This is a genomic window from Neisseria sp. HMSC069H12 (genome assembly GCF_001812735.1).
Classification (GTDB): Bacteria; Pseudomonadota; Gammaproteobacteria; order Burkholderiales; family Neisseriaceae; genus Neisseria; species Neisseria subflava.
This window is the reverse complement of the sequence record NZ_KV810299.1, coordinates 1-20624: the sequence shown is the minus strand read 5'-3', so window position 1 is coordinate 20624 and position 20624 is coordinate 1. Positions and strand designations below refer to the sequence as shown.

Annotated in this window: 20 protein-coding genes and 1 pseudogene; 7 read left to right on the top strand and 14 right to left on the bottom strand. The window is 51.6% G+C overall.

What is annotated here, in order from left to right:
* Positions 1-58: 58 nt before the first annotated feature.
* The 4 genes and pseudogenes from HMPREF2872_RS09625 to accB all read right to left on the bottom strand — a co-directional run.
* Positions 59-764 (bottom strand): annotated as a pseudogene (locus tag HMPREF2872_RS09625) (aminotransferase class I/II-fold pyridoxal phosphate-dependent enzyme); the annotation flags it as partial.
* A gap of 67 nt (positions 765-831) precedes the next feature.
* Complete coding sequence (gene accC / locus HMPREF2872_RS09620; protein WP_070633222.1) at positions 832-2193, bottom strand: acetyl-CoA carboxylase biotin carboxylase subunit; 1362 nt, start codon at positions 2191-2193, stop codon at positions 832-834.
* Positions 2194-2222: 29 nt separating this feature from the next.
* Complete coding sequence (locus tag HMPREF2872_RS09615; protein WP_003684175.1) at positions 2223-2414, bottom strand: YqaE/Pmp3 family membrane protein; 192 nt, start codon at positions 2412-2414, stop codon at positions 2223-2225.
* 71 nt (positions 2415-2485) lie between these two features.
* Positions 2486-2944, bottom strand: a complete 459-nt coding sequence (gene accB / locus HMPREF2872_RS09610; protein ID WP_070633220.1) for an acetyl-CoA carboxylase biotin carboxyl carrier protein — start codon at positions 2942-2944, stop codon at positions 2486-2488.
* Positions 2945-3299: 355 nt separating this feature from the next.
* Between accB and queA the strand changes: the two genes are divergently transcribed.
* Positions 3300-4328 (top strand): tRNA preQ1(34) S-adenosylmethionine ribosyltransferase-isomerase QueA, encoded by a 1029-nt coding sequence (gene queA, locus HMPREF2872_RS09605; protein WP_070633218.1) that lies wholly within the window; start codon positions 3300-3302, stop codon positions 4326-4328.
* Between the two features lie 201 nt (positions 4329-4529).
* On the opposite strand, the gene gyrB is transcribed toward queA, so the two are convergent.
* The 4 genes from gyrB to HMPREF2872_RS09585 all read right to left on the bottom strand — a co-directional run bounded on the left by gyrB (position 4530) and on the right by HMPREF2872_RS09585 (position 9306).
* Positions 4530-6920 carry a DNA topoisomerase (ATP-hydrolyzing) subunit B gene (gene gyrB / locus HMPREF2872_RS09600; RefSeq protein ID WP_070633216.1) on the bottom strand — a complete coding sequence of 797 codons (2391 nt, stop codon included), beginning with the start codon at positions 6918-6920 and terminating at the stop codon, positions 4530-4532.
* A 194-nt stretch (positions 6921-7114) separates the two neighbouring features.
* Positions 7115-8002 carry a 50S ribosomal protein L11 methyltransferase gene (prmA, locus tag HMPREF2872_RS09595; RefSeq protein WP_070633214.1) on the bottom strand — a complete coding sequence of 296 codons (888 nt, stop codon included), beginning with the start codon at positions 8000-8002 and terminating at the stop codon, positions 7115-7117.
* 89 nt (positions 8003-8091) lie between these two features.
* Entirely contained in the window at positions 8092-8901 is an 810-nt protein-coding gene (gene dapB, locus HMPREF2872_RS09590; RefSeq protein ID WP_070633212.1) for a 4-hydroxy-tetrahydrodipicolinate reductase, read from the bottom strand.
* Between the two features lie 9 nt (positions 8902-8910).
* A complete protein-coding gene (locus HMPREF2872_RS09585) occupies positions 8911-9306 on the bottom strand; it encodes an outer membrane protein assembly factor BamE (RefSeq protein WP_049350824.1) in 396 nt (131 codons plus the stop codon).
* Between the two features lie 152 nt (positions 9307-9458).
* On the opposite strand from HMPREF2872_RS09585, the gene fur reads away from it, so the two are divergent.
* From fur to dapD, 3 genes are all read left to right on the top strand, one after another.
* The gene (gene fur / locus HMPREF2872_RS09580) at positions 9459-9956 is read left to right on the top strand and encodes a ferric iron uptake transcriptional regulator (protein WP_003682812.1); all 498 of its coding nucleotides are present in this window, start codon (positions 9459-9461) and stop codon (positions 9954-9956) included.
* Between the two features lie 77 nt (positions 9957-10033).
* Complete coding sequence (aat, locus tag HMPREF2872_RS09575; RefSeq protein WP_070633312.1) at positions 10034-10759, top strand: leucyl/phenylalanyl-tRNA--protein transferase; 726 nt, start codon at positions 10034-10036, stop codon at positions 10757-10759.
* A gap of 281 nt (positions 10760-11040) precedes the next feature.
* On the top strand, positions 11041-11862 hold the full coding sequence (gene dapD / locus HMPREF2872_RS09570) for a 2,3,4,5-tetrahydropyridine-2,6-dicarboxylate N-succinyltransferase (RefSeq protein ID WP_003684212.1): 822 nt from the start codon (positions 11041-11043) through the stop codon (positions 11860-11862).
* Between the two features lie 196 nt (positions 11863-12058).
* On the opposite strand, the gene HMPREF2872_RS12105 is transcribed toward dapD, so the two are convergent.
* From HMPREF2872_RS12105 to HMPREF2872_RS09550, 5 genes are all read right to left on the bottom strand, one after another.
* The gene (locus HMPREF2872_RS12105) at positions 12059-12547 is read right to left on the bottom strand and encodes a glycosyltransferase family 8 protein (RefSeq protein WP_283119017.1); all 489 of its coding nucleotides are present in this window, start codon (positions 12545-12547) and stop codon (positions 12059-12061) included.
* Positions 12538-12852: a glycosyltransferase gene (locus HMPREF2872_RS12100; protein ID WP_283119016.1), complete on the bottom strand. Its 315-nt coding sequence runs from the start codon at positions 12850-12852 to the stop codon at positions 12538-12540. Before HMPREF2872_RS12100 ends, HMPREF2872_RS12105 begins: the two co-directional genes overlap by 10 nt.
* A 37-nt stretch (positions 12853-12889) precedes the next feature.
* Positions 12890-14692 (bottom strand): DNA recombination protein RmuC, encoded by a 1803-nt coding sequence (rmuC, locus tag HMPREF2872_RS09560; protein WP_070633210.1) that lies wholly within the window; start codon positions 14690-14692, stop codon positions 12890-12892.
* 1027 nt (positions 14693-15719) lie between these two features.
* The gene (gene mnmE, locus HMPREF2872_RS09555; RefSeq protein WP_070633208.1) at positions 15720-17084 is read right to left on the bottom strand and encodes a tRNA uridine-5-carboxymethylaminomethyl(34) synthesis GTPase MnmE; all 1365 of its coding nucleotides are present in this window, start codon (positions 17082-17084) and stop codon (positions 15720-15722) included.
* A 125-nt stretch (positions 17085-17209) separates the two neighbouring features.
* Positions 17210-17440 carry a helix-turn-helix domain-containing protein gene (locus tag HMPREF2872_RS09550; protein ID WP_070633205.1) on the bottom strand — a complete coding sequence of 77 codons (231 nt, stop codon included), beginning with the start codon at positions 17438-17440 and terminating at the stop codon, positions 17210-17212.
* 102 nt (positions 17441-17542) lie between these two features.
* Here HMPREF2872_RS09550 and HMPREF2872_RS09545 point away from each other — a divergent pair, with 102 nt between their 5' ends.
* A complete protein-coding gene (locus HMPREF2872_RS09545) occupies positions 17543-18004 on the top strand; it encodes a PH domain-containing protein (RefSeq protein ID WP_070633204.1) in 462 nt (153 codons plus the stop codon).
* Positions 18005-18259: 255 nt separating this feature from the next.
* Here the strand turns inward: HMPREF2872_RS09545 and HMPREF2872_RS09540 are convergent, their stop codons facing one another.
* Positions 18260-18916, bottom strand: a complete 657-nt coding sequence (locus HMPREF2872_RS09540; RefSeq protein ID WP_070633202.1) for an NAD(P)-dependent oxidoreductase — start codon at positions 18914-18916, stop codon at positions 18260-18262.
* A gap of 184 nt (positions 18917-19100) precedes the next feature.
* On the opposite strand from HMPREF2872_RS09540, the gene HMPREF2872_RS09535 reads away from it, so the two are divergent.
* Entirely contained in the window at positions 19101-19991 is an 891-nt protein-coding gene (locus tag HMPREF2872_RS09535; RefSeq protein ID WP_070633200.1) for a LysR family transcriptional regulator, read from the top strand.
* Positions 19988-20260, top strand: a complete 273-nt coding sequence (locus HMPREF2872_RS09530) for a GIY-YIG nuclease family protein (protein WP_070633198.1) — start codon at positions 19988-19990, stop codon at positions 20258-20260. Before HMPREF2872_RS09535 ends, HMPREF2872_RS09530 begins: the two co-directional genes overlap by 4 nt.
* Positions 20261-20624 lie beyond the last annotated feature (364 nt).

Genomic DNA, 20624 nt, shown 5'->3' with positions numbered 1-20624 from the left:
GGTCGTCTGAAACTGTTTTCAGACGACCTTTTGACTGAATGGCTATCAACTTTACCGTTTACGCCGCATCGTACAAACCGCGCATCACCTTGCCGATGGCGGCGATGCCTCTTTCCAGCGTTTCCGCGTCCTGCGCAATGCTCATGCGGATGCACTCGTGGGCGTGCGGATAGTCTTGCATATCGATGCCGACAAAGAAATGCTCACCCGGAATAATCAGCGTGCCTTCGGCTTTGAGTATTTCGTACAAGGTTTGCGACGAAACAGGCAGGTTTTCAAACCAAAGCCACAAGAAAATCGCACCTTCAGGCTTGTGGATTTTCAACGGATACGCGCCCAATTCACGCTTGAGCAGCGAGACGGCAGTTTGTGCCTGATTGCGGTAAAACGGCCGGATGACGTCGTCTGAAAGCTGTTTCAGACGACCGTCCTGCAACAGCGGCGATGATGATGCCGGTGCGCACGCCGGGCAGGCAGATTTTAGAAAGGCTGAAGCAGAGGATGATGTTTTCGTGCCAATTCAGCGTCACGTCGCTGTAAATGATGTTGGAGAACGGTATTCCGTAGGCGTTGTCGATAATCAGCGGAATGCCGTGTTCTTGCGCCAAAGCGTCCAGCCGCGCCATTTCGCCGTCGGTCAGCACGTTGCCGGTCGGGTTGGTTGGACGCGAACAGCAAATCGCGCCGATTTTGCCTGCTTTGAGTTCGGGCAGGCTTTCCAGCGCGTCAAAGTCCACGCGGTATTTGAAGAAGCCTGCTTCGCCTTAAAAAAGGCCGTCTGAAACTTTATTTTATGTTTCAGACGGCCTTACGTTTAGTCAAAACAAAGGATTATTTATCCAGTTTGGCTTTGCGTTCTTCCAACCAATGTTCCAAGTAGTGGATGCTGACGCCACCTTTTTGGAAGCCTGGGTCGCTGAACAAGTCACGGTGCAGCGGCGTGTTGGTTTTGATGCCGGTAATCGCCAGCTCAGCAAGGGCTACGCGCATTTTTGCCATGGCTTGGTCGCGGTCTTTACCGACGACGCAGATTTTGCCGATCAGGCTGTCGTAGTAAGGAGGGATGCGGTAGCCTTGGTAGATGTGGCTGTCGACGCGGATGCCGAAGCCGCCGGGCAGGTGGCAGCTTTCAATCAAGCCCGGGCTTGGAATGAAGTTGTACGGGTCTTCGGCGTTGATACGGCACTCAAACGCGTGGCCTTCGACTTGAATGTCTTCCTGTTTGTATTGCAAAGGCAGGCCGGATGCGATGCGCAATTGCTCTTGGACGATGTCCACGCCGGTAATGAGCTCGGTAACCGGATGCTCAACCTGAACGCGTGTATTCATCTCGATAAAGAAGAATTCGCCGTCTTCGTACAGGAATTCAAACGTACCTGCGCCGCGATAGCCGATGCGTTTGCAAGCGTCGGCACAGGCTTTGCCGATTTTGGTGCGTTCTTCTTCAGTGATGAACGGAGCCGGTGCTTCCTCGATGACTTTTTGGTGGCGGCGCTGCATGGAGCAGTCGCGCTCGGCGAGGTAGATGGCGTTGCCGTGTTCGTCGGCAATCACTTGGATTTCGACGTGGCGCGGACGCTGCAGATAGCGCTCCATGTAAACCATCGGGTTGCCGAATGCCGCGCCTGCTTCGGCTTTGGTCATTTCGACAGACTGGAGGAGGTCTTCTTTTTTCTCGACAACACGCATACCGCGACCGCCGCCGCCGCCGGAGGCTTTGATAATGACGGGATAACCGACTTTGTCGGCGATTTTGAGGATTTCTTCGCCGTCGTCTGGCAATGCGCCTTCAGAACCGGGAACGCAAGGCACGCCGGCTTCGATCATGGCGTGTTTGGCGGATACTTTGTCGCCCATCAGACGGATGGTGTCGGCTTTCGGACCGATGAAGACAAAGCCGGATTGTTCGACTTGTTCGGCAAAGTTGGCGTTTTCGGCGAGGAAGCCGTAGCCCGGGTGGATGCCGTCGGCTTCGGTCACTTCGGCAGCAGCAATGAGGGCGGGAATGTTGAGGTAGCTTTGTGCGGATGCGGCAGGGCCGATGCACACGGATTCGTCGGCGAGTTTGACGTGCAGGCTGTCTTTGTCGGCTTCGGAATGGACGGCGACAGTGGCGATGCCCATTTCACGGCAGGCTCGCAGGACGCGCAGGGCGATTTCGCCCCGGTTGGCGATCAATACTTTTTTCAGCATGATAATCTTTCCGGATGGTTCAGACGGCCTCAGCGGCCGCCTAATGCGTTGCGGATTTTTTGGTCGGTTTTGTATTGGCTCAAGGCGTAAACCGACCACATGGCTGCCGGTATCCAGCCAACCAGCGTACATTGCAGAATCAGACAGATGATGCCTGCAATCGGACGGCCGATGGTGAAAAACTGCAACCAAGGCAAGAAAATAGCCAAAATCAGACGCATGGTTTGTCCTTAATGAACAGAAAAAGGAATTTCAGACGGCCTTAAAGATAAAGGCCGTCTGAAAAAACGGATTATTCAATGATGAAGAGCGGCTCGCCGTATTCGACCGGAGTACCGTTTTCAACCAGAATTTCTTTAATGACACCGGATTTCTCGGCTTCGATTTCATTCATCAGCTTCATGGCTTCGATGATGCACAAAGTATCGCCGGCTTTTACTTGTTTACCTACTTCAACGAAAGCGGCGGCGTTCGGGCCGGGGGCGCGGTAGAACGTACCGACCATAGGCGATTTTTGTGCGTTGGACAAATCGCGAGCGGCAGGGGCGGCTGCTGGAGCGGCTGCGGCCGGAGCAGCGGCAGGGGCGGCAACCGGAGCGGCTGCGGCAGGTGCCGGAGCAGCATAAATAGGAGTTGCGGCGGCAGTGGTACGCGTAATGCGGACTTTTTCTTCGCCTTCGGTAACTTCAATTTCTGCAATGCCTGATTCTTCGACCAAATCAATCAGTTTTTTCAATTTACGCAAATCCATTGCTTTTCCTTTTTAGCGCGGCATAAAGTGCATATTGGGTATGCGCCGCTGTGGTTTTAGATGATTTCCTGAGACGTCGGAAGGCAGGTTTGCCATCCGGCGTTTAAATAATGTCGGAACAGGGCGGAGCCTGAGAAATGAATCTGGTTATTTTCCCGAACTTGTCGGTAAATGTCCAGTAAAAGATAGAAAAAAGGCGTTTTTCGGCGAAAAAAGAAAGGAACGCTGATTTTCGTTAAAAGGTGATTTTTTCAAGAGCGTTTATTCTAATTTATTGGTTTTTCGACAAAACATGCCGTCTGAAAACCAACTTTGCGCGTATAATGGCGCCTGTTTTTTTAAAGTATGCGCGACAATGGATATTTCCGATTTTGATTTTGAATTACCCGAAAAACTGATTGCCCAGCATCCTCCGGAAGTGCGCGGCAGCAGCAGGCTTCTGGTTGCCTTGCCTACATTGCCGATTGAAGACAAACATTTCGGCGATTTACCCGATTATGTCGCACCAGGCGATGTGCTGGTGTTTAACAATACCAAAGTGATGAAGGCGCGCCTGTTCGGTCAAAAAGCCAGCGGCGGCAAAATCGAAGCCTTGATTGAGCGGGTATTGGACGCGCATACCGCATTGGCGCATATCCGCTCGTCCAAATCGCCGAAACCGGGTACAGAATTGATTTTTGAAGGCGATATCCGTGCCGTCATGATGGAGCGTGCGGAAGAATTGTTTTGCCTGAAATTTGAAGGCGAGCAAACCGTTTACGAACTTTTAGAGCAAAACGGCCATCTGCCCTTGCCGCCTTATATCGAACGCGCGGCCGATGATGAAGACGACAGCCGCTATCAGACCGTGTACGCCAAATATCAAGGCGCAGTGGCCGCGCCGACGGCAGGTTTGCACTTTACCGATGAATTGTTGGGCCGTCTGAAAGCCAAAGGCGTAGAAACCGCGGAAGTGACCCTGCACGTCGGTGCCGGCACATTCCAACCCGTGCGCGTCGATAAAATTGAAGAACACAAAATGCACAGCGAGTGGTTTGACGTACCGGCCGAGACCGTTGCCGCCGTTGAAGCCGCCAAAGCACGCGGCAATAAAGTGTGGGCAGTGGGCACAACCTCCATGCGCGCCTTGGAGTCCGCCGCACGCGAAACAGGCCGTCTGAAAGCCGGACGCGGCGATACCGATATTTTCATTACGCCGGGTTACCGCTTCAATGTTGCCGACCGATTGATTACCAACTTCCACCTGCCCAAATCAACCTTGTTGATGCTCGTCAGCGCGTTTTCGGGCATGGAGCATATCCGCAGCGTTTACCGTCATGCAGTGGAACAGGAATACCGCTTTTTCAGCTATGGCGATGCGATGATTTTGGGAAAAGCGGAATAAAGTGGAAGCAGATTGGAGCGTTTCAAACTGGTTATTTGGGTTGTCCCGAATCTGAATCAGTTGGAACGCTCTATTAAAATATGCGAATTAAAATAAATGATTAAAGTAAACGCGCGAAGTGGCTGGAATTTGAGTTGTAAGAAATAAAACAAAAAGGCCGTCTGAAAATCGTTTTTCAGACGGCCTTTTATCTTTCCATGCTTAGGCGTCGATGTTTTGTGCCAGCAGGGCGTTGTTTTCAATGAAGGCGCGGCGCGGTTCGACTTCGTCGCCCATCAGGGTGACGAACACTTCGTCGGCGGCGATGGCGTCTTCGATGCGGACTTTCAGGAGACGGCGGACGGTAGGATCCATCGTGGTTTCCCAAAGTTGTTCCGGGTTCATCTCGCCCAAGCCTTTGTATCGTTGGATGGACATGCCTTTTTGGGCAACGCTCATCAAGATGTCCAAAGCGGCTTCAAAGCTGTCGATGTCGTATTCGTTGTCGCCTTTGTAGAGCTTCGCCCCTTTGCCGACCATGCCTTTGAGTGCGTCGGCGGTTTGGGTAAGGGTTTGGTAGGCTTTGCTGTTGAGGAACTTAGGCTCGAGGTAGCTCACCATCACATTGCCGTGCAGCTTGCGTGTGATTTTGATGAACTGGTGTCCTTCGTGGCCTTCGATACGTTTGAGCGCGACTTCTTTTTCGTCCAAGAGGCCGCTCAATTCAGCAACGGCGCGGTCTGCGCTTTCTGCCGTGCTGAGATCGACCGGCGAAGCATGCAACATGGCATGCAGGACGAGTTCGTCAATGATGCGGCTTTCTTGCTCGATGACGGTTTTGGCCAACAGGAATTGTTTGGCGGTATTGGCAAGCTCTTCGCCTTCGATGGTACGGCCGTCTGAAACGATTTTGGCTTTTTCCAAGGCCAAACCGAGCAGCCATTGGTCTTTTTCCAGTTCGTCTTTGAGATAGCGCTCTTGTTTGCCGTATTTGGCTTTGTACAAAGGCGGCTGGGCGATGTAGATGTAGCCGCGTTCGACCAGCTCGGGCATTTGGCGGTAGAAGAAGGTCAGGAGCAGGGTGCGGATGTGCGCGCCGTCCACGTCGGCATCGGTCATGATGATGATGCGGTGGTAGCGTAGTTTTTCGGCATTGAATTCTTCTTTGCCGATGCCCGCGCCCAAAGCGGTAATCAGCGTGGCGACTTCTTGGCTGGCCAGCATTTTTTCAAAACGTGCTTTTTCGACGTTCAAAATTTTACCTTTGAGCGGCAAAATCGCTTGGAATTTGCGGTCGCGGCCCTGCATGGCGGAACCGCCTGCGGAGTCACCCTCGACGAGGTAGAGTTCGGACAGGGCAGGGTCTTTTTCTTGGCAGTCGGCAAGTTTGCCCGGCAGGCCCAAACCGTCCATCACGCCTTTGCGGCGGGTAATTTCACGTGCTTTGCGGGCGGCTTCGCGTGCGCGGGCGGCATCGACGATTTTGCTGGTGATGATTTTGGCTTCGGTCGGGTTTTCTTCAAGGAAGTCGGTCAGTGCTTGGTTGATGACTTCGTTGACGACGGGGCCGATTTCGCTGGAAACCAGTTTGTCTTTGGTTTGCGATGAGAATTTCGGGTCGGGCAGTTTGACGGACAAAACGCAGGTCAGGCCTTCACGCATATCGTCTCCGGCGGTTTCCACTTTGGCTTTTTTAGCCACTTCGTTGGCTTCGATATAGTTGTTGATGGTGCGGGTCATCACTTGGCGCAGCGCGGTCAAGTGCGTACCGCCGTCGCGTTGCGGAATGTTGTTGGTAAAACATTGCACGCTTTCTTGGTAGCTGTCGTTCCATTGCATCGCGCATTCGACGCTCATGCCGTCTTTTTCGCCGAACGCGTAGAAGATTTTTTCGTGCAACGGCGTTTTTTTGCGGTTCATGTATTGCACGAAGCCGGCCACGCCGCCGGAAAGGGCGAAGCTTTCGTGTTTACCGTCACGTTCGTCAATCAATTCTATGTCCACGCCGTTGTTCAGGAAGGAAAGTTCGCGGATACGCTTGGCGAGGATGTCGAAGCTGTATTCGACGTTGCCGAAGGTTTCCGCGCTGGCGAGGAAACGCACGGTCGTGCCTTTTTTGTCGGAATCGCCGACCACTCGCAACGGCTCTTCGGTTTCGCCGCGTACGAAGCGGACGAAGTGTTCTTTGCCGTCGCGGTAGATGGTCAGCGTTACCCAGTCGGACAGTGCGTTGACGACGGATACGCCCACACCGTGCAAGCCGCCGGAGATTTTGTAGCTGTTGTTGTCGAATTTGCCGCCTGCGTGCAAGACGGTCATGATGACTTCGGCGGCAGAGCGGCCTTCTTTCGGGTGGATGCCGGTCGGCATGCCGCGGCCGTTGTCGGCCACGCTGACGGAATTGTCGGCATGGATGGTTACGGTGATTTTGTCGCAATGTCCGGCGAGCGCTTCGTCAATGGCGTTGTCGAGCACCTCGAACACCATGTGGTGCAGGCCGCTGCCGTCCTGCGTGTCGCCGATATACATACCGGGGCGTTTGCGTACCGCTTCCAAGCCTTCCAGCACTTGTATGCTGTCGGCGCCGTATTCTTCGTGTTTTTGGTCAGTCATGGTCTTTTCTTGCTGAATTTCAAGGAAATTTTCCGTGCGCGTGATGAAATGTCAAACTGACGCGGCGGATGTGTTCCGAAAGGTCAAAATAATAGGCAATTATACCTGATTTTGCTGGAATATTCAGCGTTTTAAGTGCAAAAAGGCCGTCTGAAAGATTAAATTTCAGACGGCCTTTGTATCGGAAAACAGGTTTAGCGTTTGACACCGCTCAATCGTGCCCAGCCTTCTTCGATTTCGGCAGGATCGATGTCGAACCATTGGCTGTAAATGCCGCTGAGTTCTTCGACTTGTTCGTCCAAAAGACCGGACAAGACAATGCGGCCGCCTTGTTTGGTACGCGCGGCAAGCATTTCGCCGAGCATACGCAACGGGTTGGCCAGAATGTTGGCGACAACGACATCAAATTGACCTTGCGGCAGGCCGTCCGGCAGGTAGAACTGCGCGTCGACGTTGTTTTGCGCGGCATTGTCTTTGCTGGCGCGGATGGCTTGTTCGTCAATATCTACGCCGATGGCGGAGCCTGCGCCGAGTTTGAGGGCGGCAATGGCCAAAATGCCGGAGCCGCAGCCGTAGTCCAATACGCTTTCGCCGCCTTTGAGTTGCGTGTCGAGCCATTTGAGGCAGAGGCGTGTGGTCGGATGGCTACCCGTACCGAAGGCAAGGCCCGGATCGAGTTGCAGGTTGACGGCGTTGCCGTCGGGCGCTTCGTGCCAAGACGGGGTAATCCACAGGCGGTCGGAAATTTGAATCGGGTCGAATTGCGCTTGGGTCAGGCGTACCCAGTCTTGATCTTCAAGGATTTCGCCGGTGTATTTCAAATCGTTCAAACCGCATTCCTGCGCGGCGGCTTTGATAATGGAAGCGGCGTCGTCGCTTTCGCCGAAAAGGGCGATGACTTTGCTTTGTTGCCAGATTTGCTCGGTCGGCATGCCCGGCTCGCCGAAAATGGCCTGCTCGTTTTCTGTACCGGCGTAGGCATCTTCAATGGCGGCGGACAATGCACCGTGTTCCATCAGCGCGTCGGCAAGGCGTTCGGCGACGGCATCGTTGACGTTGATGGTGATTTGTTGATAGGACATGGTGGGGCTTTCTTTTTAATAAGGCCGTCTGAAAATCGACGTTGTGCTTTCAGACGGCCTTGTAAGGTATGAAACCTGATGATGCGGGTTTATCGGTTTTTCAAACCCAATACGTCTTGCATATCGTACAGGCCTTTTTTGCCGTTTGCCCAAACTGCGGCGCGTACGGCACCGGCGGCAAAAGTCATGCGGCTGCTGGCTTTGTGGGTGATTTCCACGCGCTCGCCGTCGGTGGCGAAGAGGGCGGTGTGGTCGCCGACGATGTCGCCTGCGCGGACGGTGGCAAAACCGATGGTGGACGGATCGCGCGGGCCGGTGTGGCCTTCGCGGCCGTAAACGGCGCATTCTTTGAGGTCGCGGCCGAGTGCGTCGGCAATGACTTCACCCATGCGTAACGCGGTGCCGCTTGGGGCGTCGACTTTGTGGCGGTGGTGGCCTTCGATGATTTCGATGTCGTAGCCTTCGTTTAACACGCGGGCAACGGTGTCGAGGATATGGAAGGTCAGGTTGACGCCGACGCTGAAGTTGGCTGCGAAGACGACGCCTATTTTTTCGCCTGCGGCTTGGATGGCGGCTTTGCCTGCGTCGTCAAAACCGGTGGTGCCGATGATGATGTTGACGCCTTTTTCCACGCATTTTTGCAGGTGTTTCAGGGTTGGCTCGGGACGGGTAAAGTCGATGAGGACATCGCTTTGAGCCAGTACGGCATCCACGTCGTCTGAAATGGCAACGCCGGTTTTGAGGCCGGAGGCGAAGCCTGCATCCAAACCCAATACATCCGAACCGGAATGCTCGAGTGCGCCGGAGAGGACGGCATCGGGATGGTTGTTGACCGCTTCAACCAATACGCGACCCATGCGGCCGTTGACGCCGGCAATGGCGATTTTCAATGCGCTCATGGGGCTTCCTTATTTCGGCTTGGTTTCGGTGGTCGGAACGACGTTTTGTCCGGCTTGAACGGCTTCGATGGATTTTTGAATGGCATCGCCTTCGGCGCGTGCGAGGACGTCGTTTTCAAAGTACAGGGTCAGGTTGCTTTGTTCTTTGATGATGCCGTTGCGGCTGGTGTTGAAAGTGTAATCCCAGCGGTCGGCATGGAAGGCGTCGCGCAGGAGCGGCGTACCGAGCAGCAGTTGGACTTGGTCGCGGGTCATACCTTGGCGCAGGGAAACCACGGCTCGGGGATTGAGCTCGTTACCTTGAATGATTTTGAGTTTGTAGGATGGAAAGTTGGATACGCGCTCGGCACTGCATGAGGCCAGACCTAAAATAGCGGCGATGGCAAGGCATAAGGCTTTATTCACGGGCTTACCTTTCTGTGTCATTTCGGGAAAGATGTTTATCATCGCTTGAATATTTTTAAAAAGCAAACGATAATCATCTTCTTAATTTTTCTTTATCGCCGATTTTCAATTGCAAGACCGGCGGCAGATTGCCGCCCTTTAACGGCCCAATAGTGGGCAAACGGGCGGAAAGTGCGTATTATAACGGTTATTACCTTACAGGGATATTGAATATTATGGAAAAATTCAGCAACATTGCGCAATTGAAAGACAGCGGTTTGAAAGTTACGGGTCCACGTTTGAAAATTTTGGACTTGTTCGAGACTCATGCCGAGGAGCATTTGAGTGCGGAAGATGTGTACCGTATCCTGTTGGAAGAGGGTGTGGAAATCGGCGTGGCGACGATTTACCGTGTGCTGACCCAGTTTGAACAGGCAGGCATTTTGCAACGCCACCATTTTGAAACCGGCAAAGCGGTTTACGAATTGGACAAAGGAGATCACCACGACCACATCGTCTGCGTGAAATGCGGCGAAGTAACCGAATTCCACAATCCGGAAATCGAAGCGCTGCAAGACAAAATCGCCGAAGAAAACGGCTATCGCATCGTCGATCACGCGCTGTATATGTACGGCGTATGCGGCGAATGCCAAACCAAAACCAAACGTTAATCAGTTTGTATGTTGATTTTTCAGACGGCCTTGGGCATTTTCAGCCTGAGGCCGTCTGAAACTTTATGGGCTTTACGATGAAGATTCCTTTTCTTGCGCCACGGGATTATCGTTTCCCCGACCCGTCTTACGCTTTGGCAGAATGCGATGGCTTGGTCGGCGTCAGCGGCGATTTGGATACGGGGCGGCTGTTGTCGGCGTATGGGCAGGGGATTTTTCCGTGGTTTAGCCGCGACGGTTGGTTTTTCTGGTATGCGGTTGCGCCGCGAGCCGTGATTGTACCGGAAAACCTGCATATCGGCCGATCGCTCGCCAAAACTTTGCGCCACAAGCCGTATAGGGTAACGGTCAACCGCTGTTTTGAAAAAGTAATTGCCCATTGCGCCAATGTGCCGCGTCCGGAACAGGACGGAACGTGGATAGAACCTGCGTTTCAGACGGCCTATTTGAAGCTGCACCATCAGGGACATGCGCATTCGTTTGAATGTTGGCTACCTGATGAACAAGGCGAAATGCAGTTGGCAGGCGGGTTTTACGGCGTGCAAATCGGCTGCGTGTTTTATGGCGAATCAATGTTTGCTTTGCGTCCCGATGCGTCAAAGATTGCGTTTGCCTGCGCCGTCCCGTTTTTATCGGATTTGGGCGTTGCGCTGATAGATTGTCAGCAGGATACTGAACATATGCGCCGTTTCGGTTCGCAGTTGATGGATTTTGCCGACTTTCAGACGACCTTGAAGGATTTGAATGCGAAACCGTTAAAGCGGAATATCGAATGCGGCGTGGTGGCTGAAAATCTGCTGTAAAAGATTGGCGGCAAAGATTGATTTATCGGCACGGCGTGTCGGCAGAATGGGTAGTCTGCATATTGAGGCTGGGAAACCGGTTGGAAAATAAATGCCATTCCATTCACTTGAACAGGCCGTCTGAAAATCTTGGCTTAACCGAAATCCGGCTGTGTAACGCTTGGTGCTAATTGTTAATAGCTGACGAAATTGCTTTTACATGGCAAAATAACAAGTTAAATATTTGTAATAGGGCGGCCTGAATAGGTTTCAGACGGCCCTGATCTCTTGAAGGAATCAACATGTCTTTGCAAAACATCATTGAAACGGCTTTTGAAAACCGTGCCGAAATCAATCCGAATACCGTTACCCCCGAAGTGCGTGAAGCGGTTTTGGAAACCATCCGCCAACTCGACTCCGGCAAACTGCGCGTTGCCGAGCGTTTGGGTGTGGGCGAATGGAAAGTCAACGAATGGGCGAAAAAAGCCGTATTGCTGTCTTTCCGCATTCAGGACAATGAAATCCTCAACGACGGTGTGAACAAATACTTCGACAAAGTGCCGACTAAATTTGCCGATTGGTCTGAAGACGAGTTCCGCAGCGCAGGTTTCCGCGCAGTTCCGGGTGCCGTTGCCCGCCGTGGCAGCTTTGTGGCGAAAAATGTCGTGTTGATGCCTTCTTATGTCAATATCGGCGCATACGTTGACGAAGGTGCGATGGTCGATACTTGGGCGACTGTCGGCTCTTGCGCGCAAATCGGTAAAAACGTGCACTTGAGCGGCGGCGTCGGCATCGGCGGCGTACTCGAGCCTCTGCAAGCCAGCCCGACCATTATTGAAGACAACTGCTTCATCGGTGCGCGTTCCGAAATCGTCGAAGGCGTGATTGTCGAAGAAGGCAGCGTGATTTCTATGGGCGTGTTCATCGGTCAATCCACCAAAATCTTTGACCGTACTACCGGCGAAATCTATCAAGGCCGCGTACCGGCTGGTTCGGTTGTCGTATCCGGCAGCATGCCTTCCAAAGACGGCAGCCACAGCCTCTACTGCGCAGTTATTGTCAAACGCGTGGACGCGCAGACCCGTGCGAAAACCAGCGTGAACGAATTGTTGCGCGGTATCTAATCGGATAACGATGACGCCGACTGAGGATGAGTGGCAAAGCCCGCTTTACGGTCGGGTGTGAACACAAAACAGGCAGAATGTTCTGCCTGTTTTTTTATGGCTTAAAAGGCCGTCTGAAACGATTTCAGACGGCCTTTTGTTTTTGATGATGGGTTGTTTAAAGATAATTGAAGGGAACGGAAATCCTTGCCTGAAATTACGCTTTCGGCCAGTCGGCGCAATAGTATTGCCAATAGACTTCGATAAAAGGAATCTCGCCGTAATCGCACAACCACGGTTTGGCGCGTGTGGTGTAGTGGATAACGGGCGGGACGGTGTCGGGTTTGGGGAATACTTCGCTGAGGTTTCGTTTTTGGAAATATTCGACTGCGCCGGTTTGGAAGTTCCAAGATTCTTCTAATTGCAGCCAGTTTTTTTGAAATACGGTGTTTAGAAAGCATTGGTTGCCATAGGGTACGGCTTCGTTGAGGCAGGCAGCGGTTTTCAGCAGTTGCACCGCGATATTGTGTTCCCGCCATTGCACCAAGTCGGCCAGCAACATGCCTGAATTGAAATAGGGTGTGGTGTGCAGGTCGATAGGGTATTTCCACTCGATGTGCGCCAAAACGGAATCTTGTACCGCCGCAACGGGATAACCGCGCATATCGAGGTTGAACAAATCATGCAGGGATTGGGTCACCACCATATCGCTGTCGAGATACGGGCGCGGTCGACAGGCAGGTGCTGCATCATCAGGCGGAAAAATGCAGCATCCGAAATATGGGACAAGCGGCGATATTGGCTGAAGTCCATCTCGATTTTGACATCATTCAGACGGCTGCCGCTGGCTGCGAGCTTTTGATTGGTATAGTCGATCCATTCCCGCCTGAAGGTATTGTGCATGAGGTAGAAATCGACATTTGTGTTGTGGGTACAGATGGATTTCATCAGTGTATGAACCTGCTCGGCATAGCCGGTATCGGCGGCAAGGACGATGGTGATGTTGCTCATTGTTAAATTCCCTTTATTTGCAATGTCTTAAGTTTTATCAGTCATTTTCTTGGTCTTGTGCAGTCGGTAAGGCAGCGTGGTCTTCGTTTTCCGACATGGCTTTTTCTAATAAATCGCGTTGCAGCTGTTTACCGGCTTTGATGCCCAATTTGCGCAGTTTTTCGGTGCTGCTGATGAGGTTGCCCCTGCCGGAAACCAAGCGGCCATAGGCCGTCTGAAACTGGGATTGGGCCTGACCAAGCGCTTTATTGATGCCGTCCATGCTTTCGACAAAACCGACAAATTTGTCATAGAGTTTGCTGCCTGCCTCGGCAATCGCCAGCGCGTTTTGGTTTTGCTGCTCGTTGCGCCAGATGTTGGCAACGGTGCGCAAGGTGGCGAGCAGGGTGCTGGGGCCGGTCAGCATGATGCGTTTGTCGAAACACTCTTGGAAGAGGTTTGGATCGTGTTGCAGGGCGAGGAGGTAGGCCGGTTCGACAGGGACGAACATAAAGACGAAGTCCAACGTTTTGACGCCATCAAGGTCGGTGTAATCCTTCGCGGCCAAGTTTTTAATGTGGGCACGGATGCTGGCGACGTGGTTGGCAAGCTCGCGCTCTGCTTCTGCGCCGGTGCTTTGCGTATAGCGGACGTAGGCGGTCAGCGATACTTTGGAGTCGATGACGATTTGTTTGTTGTCGGGCAGATTGATGAGGACGTCGGGCTGGAGGCGGCGTTGGGTGCCGTCTGCTTCGTGGCGGACGCTGGAAGCTTGGACGATGTATTCGCGACCTTTTTGCAAGCCGGAATTTTCCAATACGCTTTCCAAAATCATCTCGCCCCAGTTGCCTTGGGTTTTGTTTTGCGTGCCGGTCAGCGCGGTGGTCAGTGCTTTGGCATCGTGGTGGAGCTGGGTGTTGAGGGTTTGCAGGCGTTTGAGCTCGTTTTCGATGGTCAGGCGTTCTTTGGCTTCTTTTTCATAAGTCTGCTGAACCAGCTCGCTGAAGCCATGTATGCGTTCGTTGAGCGGATTAAGCAGTTGCTGAAGGTGGTCGTGGTTTTGCTCGGTAAAGCGGCGGCTTTTCTCTTCCAGAATAGTGTTGGCGAGGTTTTGGAACTGGTCGCTCAGGTTTTTACGCGCATCTGCCAGCAGGGCCAGCTTTTCTTCGGCAGCCTGACGGTCTTTTTCCGATTGGGTGTTGAGGCGCTCGTTTTGTACTTGAAGCGCGTGGTTTTGCTCCAAAAGGGCGGCGTATTCTTGTTTCAGACGGCCTTTTTCGGCTTCCTGTTGCTGTAAAAGGCTGTTTTTATCGTCGATATTGGCTTTTTCTTGGATCAGTTGAGTGGAGAGACGTTCGTTTTGGACTTGCAGCGCATGGTTTTGCTCTAACAGCGTGTCGTAGTCTTGTTTCAGACGGCCTTTTTCCGTTTCCTGTTGTTGCAAAAGCGTATTTTTATCCGCACTCAAGGCCTGTTCTTGAACCAGTTGCGTGTTGAGGCGCTCGTTGTTGATTTGCAGGTTTTGCGCACTTTGCTGCCATTTTGCACATTCGTGTTTTAAAGCTTCGGCTTCGGCCTCGCAATCTTGCAGATAGGCAATCTGTTTTTCGGCTGCGGCAAAGCGGTTGCCTGTCTCCTGCAATTCGTCTTGCAATTCCTGCACGGTATGGCGGCTTTGCGCCAAGTCCGCCGCAGTTTGAGCCTGCACCTGTTCGGCAAACTCATGCAGGCGGCGGCTTTCGGCCAATTCTTGCAAAACAATAAAGTGTCGGCTTTGGGCTTGGTAGCGTGTTATCAGCCAAGCAAACAGCGCGCCAATAAAAAATGCGGCCGCGCCGGTCAGGATTAGGGTGTTGTTCATGCTGGAAATAGTCAATACGCAGAATATTTCACTATATCATATATTTGCAGCGCATTTTATGGTCGGATATGCGCTAGAAGCGTGTGTTTTCTTTAAAAGAAGCTATCAAAGGTATTGATTTTGACTAAGTGAAGAGTTGGGCTGTAAAAAAAGATAAATTTGTAACATTTTGAATTTAAAAATATATTCAATTTAGAGTGCGATTTTGCAACAAAAAAGGAGGGATTTTATGGGTGCGGCAAGGTACGTTTGTAGTGTGTATGTAATTAAGACATCGGTGTCATTGAAAAAGACATTGGTCTTATTTTCAAAACAAAATATAAATTAACTAAAAAATTCATTATGTATGTTTTTAGTATTTCATCTTTACAGAAAAGTTGTATTAATTAACGATTAACACGGTATGATTCGTCCTGTCGGCGGCGCAGATGCCGGCGAAAAAATGTGTATGTTGTTAAATAACATTTTGTATCTATGAAAAAGGGCTACTTAAAATGGCACATTTAATAACGCTTGCTGCCGCTTCTTTAATCGGCATGTCGGGGATGCCGGCCTCCGCCCTCAGCGTCGCCTACAATATTGAAACGGTAGTACACAAATAATTTAATCATAAACGAATTAATTACAATACCTCAGAAAACGCAACTTAGGCCGTTTTTCGGCCGACAGACAAGAAAGTGAGACAAATAATGAAAACTTTAATCAAACTGGCAGCCGCCTCTTTAATCGGTATGTCCGGCCTGACCGTCGGCGCAACCAATATCGCCCACAATATGGCTGATGCCGATAAATAAAAAATACACAACACACCCTTAAATACACAGAAAAGAGTTAAAATGAAAACATTAATCAAATTGGCTGCGGCTTCTTTGATCGGCATGTCCGGTTTGACAGTTGGCGCAACCAATATTGCAAAAAATATGGCAGAAGCTGCCAATAAATAAACGAAGTGAAATTAAGCTTGTTTTGGTGATAAAAAAGGCCGTCTGAACATTCAGACGGCCTTTGTCTTTGATGGCAAACCGTTTTATTTGCCGATACAGAAGCGCGAGAAAATCACACCCAGCAAATCGTCGGCGGTAAATTCGCCGGTGATTTCGCTGCACGCGTTTTGGGCGAGGCGCAGGTGTTCGGCGAAAAGCTCGATTTGGTTATTGTCGCAGAGGGCGGCGTTTTCCAGCTCGGCTTCGGCTTCATGCAAGGCGTTGAGGTGACGGCTGCGGGCGAGGAACAGGCTTTCGCTTTCGCCCTGCCAGCCGACTTCCTGCAACAGCGCGTGTTTGAGCAAATCGAGACCCGCGCCGGTTTTGGCGGACAGGCTGATGACGGTGTCCGCGTTGGTTTGCGCGAGGCCGTCTGAACGGACGGCGACGGGTTCGCCGGTCAGGTCGGCTTTGTTGTGGATTTCGATTTTTTTCAAACCTTCGGGCAGGCTGTTCAAAATGGCTTGGGTTTTGGCGTTCACACCTTCGCGCGGGTCAATCAGAATCAGGGCGACATCGGCTTCGGAGACGGCTTTGCGGCTGCGTTCGATGCCGATTTGTTCGACCACGTCGTCGGTTTCGCGCAGGCCGGCGGTGTCGATGATGTGGACGGGCACGCCGTCGAGGGTAATTTGTTCGCGCACGGTGTCGCGGGTGGTGCCGGCGATGTCGGTTACGATGGCGATGTCGTCGCCCGCCAAGGCGTTGAGCAGGCTGGATTTGCCGACGTTGGGTGCGCCGACGAGGACGACGTTCATGCCTTCGCGCAAAATCGCGCCTTGTTCTGCGCTGGCAAGCACGGTTTTCAGACGGCCTTGCAGGGCTTGGAGCTTGCCGCGCGCGTCGGCGGCTTCGAGAAAGTCGATGTCTTCTTCGGGAAAGTCCAGCGTGGCTTCGACCAACATCCGCAGGGTAATAAGGTCGTCCACCAACTCGTGTATGTGTTGGGAAAACGCGCCTTTGAGTGAACGCAACGCCATGCGCGCGGCGGACTTGCTGGAGGCGTCGATGAGGTCGGCGACGCTTTCGGCTTGGGCAAGGTCGAGTTTGTTGTTGAGGAAGGCGCGTTTGGTAAATTCGCCCGGCTCCGCCATGCGCGCACCCAGTTCGAGGCAGCGCGAAAGCAGCATGTCCATCACGACGGGACTGCCGTGTCCCTGCAATTCAATCACGTCTTCGCCGGTAAAGCTGGCGGGCGCGGCGAAGTAGAGCAGGATGCCGTTGTCTATCGGCTGCCCGTCGCCGCCGAGAAAGTCGGTGTAAAGCGCGGTGCGCGGTTTGGGCGTTTTGCCGCCGCTGAGGGTTTGCGCCAAAGACAGCAGGTTTTTGCCGGAAAGACGGATAACGCCGACGCCGCCGCGTCCGGGTGCGGTGGCGATGGCGGCGATGGTGGGTTGGGTTGCGGACATGAGAACTCGCGTATAGATAAATTTAATGTGCGTATTATAGCAAAAGGCCGTCTGAAACTTTGGGTTTTGGGGTTTCAGACGACCTTTTTAGCAGATTGGAAATGTGGGCGTACTACTTGAATGGTTCAAGTATTTTTAATTTCCAAATCATCCGGCAGTAAGTCGTGTACGGAACAGTTTAAAGCAGAAGACAGTTGATATAGTTTATCAACCGTTATGTTGACCTCCCCCCTTTCTATTCTACCCATATAGCTTCTGTCTATCTCGGCAAGTAAGGCTAAGCTTTCTTGGTTGATATTGGACTGTTTGCGGATTTCTCGGATTTTTATACCTATCAAAACACTGATTTTACTCATGAGATTTGTCTTCACAAATCTCAAAATATCCAATTTTGACGTTTATTTATCCACGGATTATAATCCGTATTTTTGGAAAATATCTAATGTGGAGAACGTCAAATGGTAAGTTATGTTGAAAACTCTTTAGGGCGGAATGAACGTATTGTTTATAAAGCGCAAGTATCGTGGCTGTCCCAATTCGGACGATTGGTATTTGGTGCATTGTTTGCACTGTTGATAAGAGAGATTCCAATTATTGGAATAATCGGCATATTGTTTATTATTGTGGCTGTGCTGAATGTCATGACAACGGAGCTTGCATTGACCAATAAAAGACTGATCGCCAAAGCTGGCTTTATCCGTCGGCAAACAATTGAATTAAATATCGATCGCGCTGAAAGTCTTTCTGTAATCCAAGGTTTTTGGGGCAGGATTTTCAATTATGGCTCCATAGTGGTCAGAGGGACGGGCGGCAGTCATGCTCCGATTCCTTATATCGCCCGACCAATGGAGTTCCGTCAACAATTCAATGATTTTATAGATAACGAAATTGGTGGGGGCTCGAAAATCAAATTGAATTAAAACCGCCTGTCGTTTGAGGCGGGTGGAAATGGTGGTTTTGGTTTGATATAGCCAAATTACTTTATTTTCGATACGCAGCTTACCTATTGCTGTCATTTCCGCGAGGTGGGACTGACGAGGTTGGAAGCCTTGAAATATCGAAAGTTAGTTATGTTTGCTATAGCAAAATTGTAATTAAATATTTATTTCTATCGATCCGAATATGCAAAGGCCGTCTGAAACTTTGGGTTTCAGACGGCCTTTAAATTAAGACGATTAAACGGCGGCGACGGTAAAGCGTTCAAACAAATGCGCTTTATTTTCCACATCGTCGGCGATGGCGACTGCCAAATCGGCCACGCTGATGCCTGCAGGAATTTCACCGTCCATCAGCAAATCGTCTTTGCCCAAACGGTATTTGCCGGTTTTGTCTTCGCTGAAACCGCCGTCCGCGCCCAGTCGTGCCGGCGGGGAAACGAAAGACCAGTTCACATCGCGGTGCGGCAGGAGTGCCGTCAAGAGGTGGCGTGCGGCATTGGCGCCGTTGTAAATTTCTTTCGGGAAGTCGGGCGTATCGACAACTTGCAAATCAGGCGCGACATACAGGCTGCCTGCGCCGCCGACGATTAAGAGATACGGTACTTGCGCCGCTTTTGCCGCTTCGACGATGCTGTTTGCACCGCGTGTAAAATCCGCGCCAATATTGGGATTGGTCCAGCCGGGATTGAACGCGCTGACCACGGCGTCAAAGTCTGCCAGCTTGTCGGCGAAGTCCGCCGCGTTGACATCTGCGGAGACGGCGGCAACATTTTGCGCTTGGAACACTTTGTCCGTGTTGCGGGCGAAAGCGGTAACTTCATGACCGCGACCTGCCAATTCTCGAACGACTGCGTTGCCGACATAACCTGTTGAACCGATGACTGCGATTTTCATGTTTGACTCCTTGTTGGGATGTGATTGATTAGATGAACGCATTGTAAGGTCGTCTGAAACGCTTGATAATCCCTGATTTGCTGTTATGATTATGAAGTTAAACTAAACAATCAAAATAGAAGGCCGTCTGAAAGCGTTTGGACTTCGTTAAAACCAAACTTTCAGATGGCCTCATCATAGAAGAATGCAAGACATCAAACCCCTGCTCGTTTTCGCCGCCGTCCTCGAACACGGCAGTATGAACGCCGCTGCGGCCGCGCTGGGTATGACTCCGTCGGCGGTCAGCCAGCACATCAATCGCCTCGAAACCCTGCACGGCATCAAACTGTTAAACCGCAGCACGCGCAGCCTTGCGCCTACCGATGCCGGCCGCGCCTTGGGCGAATACTGCCGCCGCCTCGCCGCCACGCTTGCCGATACGCGTACCGTTATCGACAATCTGAAAACCGAACCCGTCGGCGAATTGCGGATTTCCTTGACTTCCACGGTCATTGAATCTCGCGCTTTTCAGACGGCGTTTGCAAGATTGCAAACCGAGTTCCCAAAAATCCGCCCCGTCCTCAATTTCAGCGATACTTTGGACGACCTGCAACACAATCAGACCGACATCGCCATACGCGGCGGCGACCGCGCTTTGGACGATCCCAATCTGGTTGCGCGCCATCTCGTGACGTGGCCGTATATGATTTGTGCCGCGCCCGATTATCTCGATCACCATCCGACCATTACCCATCCCGCGCAGCTTCATGCGCACAGCTGGCTGCATTTTTTACCTGTCCGCACGACCTTGCAAAACGGTGAAGAAAGCTATTTTCTCGACGTCGCCGACAGCATTGCCTGCACGCATCTTGCTGCCGTCCGCAGCCTGACCGAATGCGGCTTCGGTTTGTCTTTGCAAGTGGGCGGCGAAGTGAGGGAGAAAATCGCCCAAGGCCGTCTGAAAGTGGTTTTGCCGGAATGGACATTGCCACCGATCAGCCTTTATTTGGTCACGCCTTATCGTGTGCAGTCTGCCAAAACCGAGGCTGCTGTGCGCATTTTTACCGAGAGTTTTGCCAAGGAAGGGGATTTATGAACGCGGAAAATTGGTGTGTTTACCTGATTTTGTGCGAAAACGGCGCGTTTTATTGCGGTATCAGCAACCGTCCGCAAGAGCGGTTTGCGGCGCATTTGTCAGGAAAAGGCGCGAAATACACGCGTTTGAACAAGCCTGTCGGGATGCGCATCGTTTCAGACGGCCTGACTAAAAGTGAGGCGCTGAAACGGGAAATCGGGATTAAGAAATTGACGGCGGAGCAGAAGCGGGGCTTGTGGGCTGAAGCTGAAACCTTAACAAAAAGCTAATGGTATTGGATTAAATTGTAGTCGGGATATGGATAACTACATAAACAAGTAAGCCTGCTGGTGTCTTTTGCATAGCCAAGCGACAAATGTTTATTGACATGATTTAAAAAGGCCGTCTGAAACCTGATTGGGGTTCAGACGGCCTTTTTAGGATAAGAGGCAGTTTAATGCTTATGGTATTATCTGGAAAGTTTGTAAAAAATTGAATTTAAAAAGAAACATTAAGATTCAAGAGTATAACTGATTGAACAATAAAATGAAAATTATCACGCCAAATGACAAATGGGCGTGGATTTCTATCTGAGTAGAGGTGTGGTGTCAATATGTTTTTCCTGTAGAAATTAGTAGAGTTGTTTACAGTATT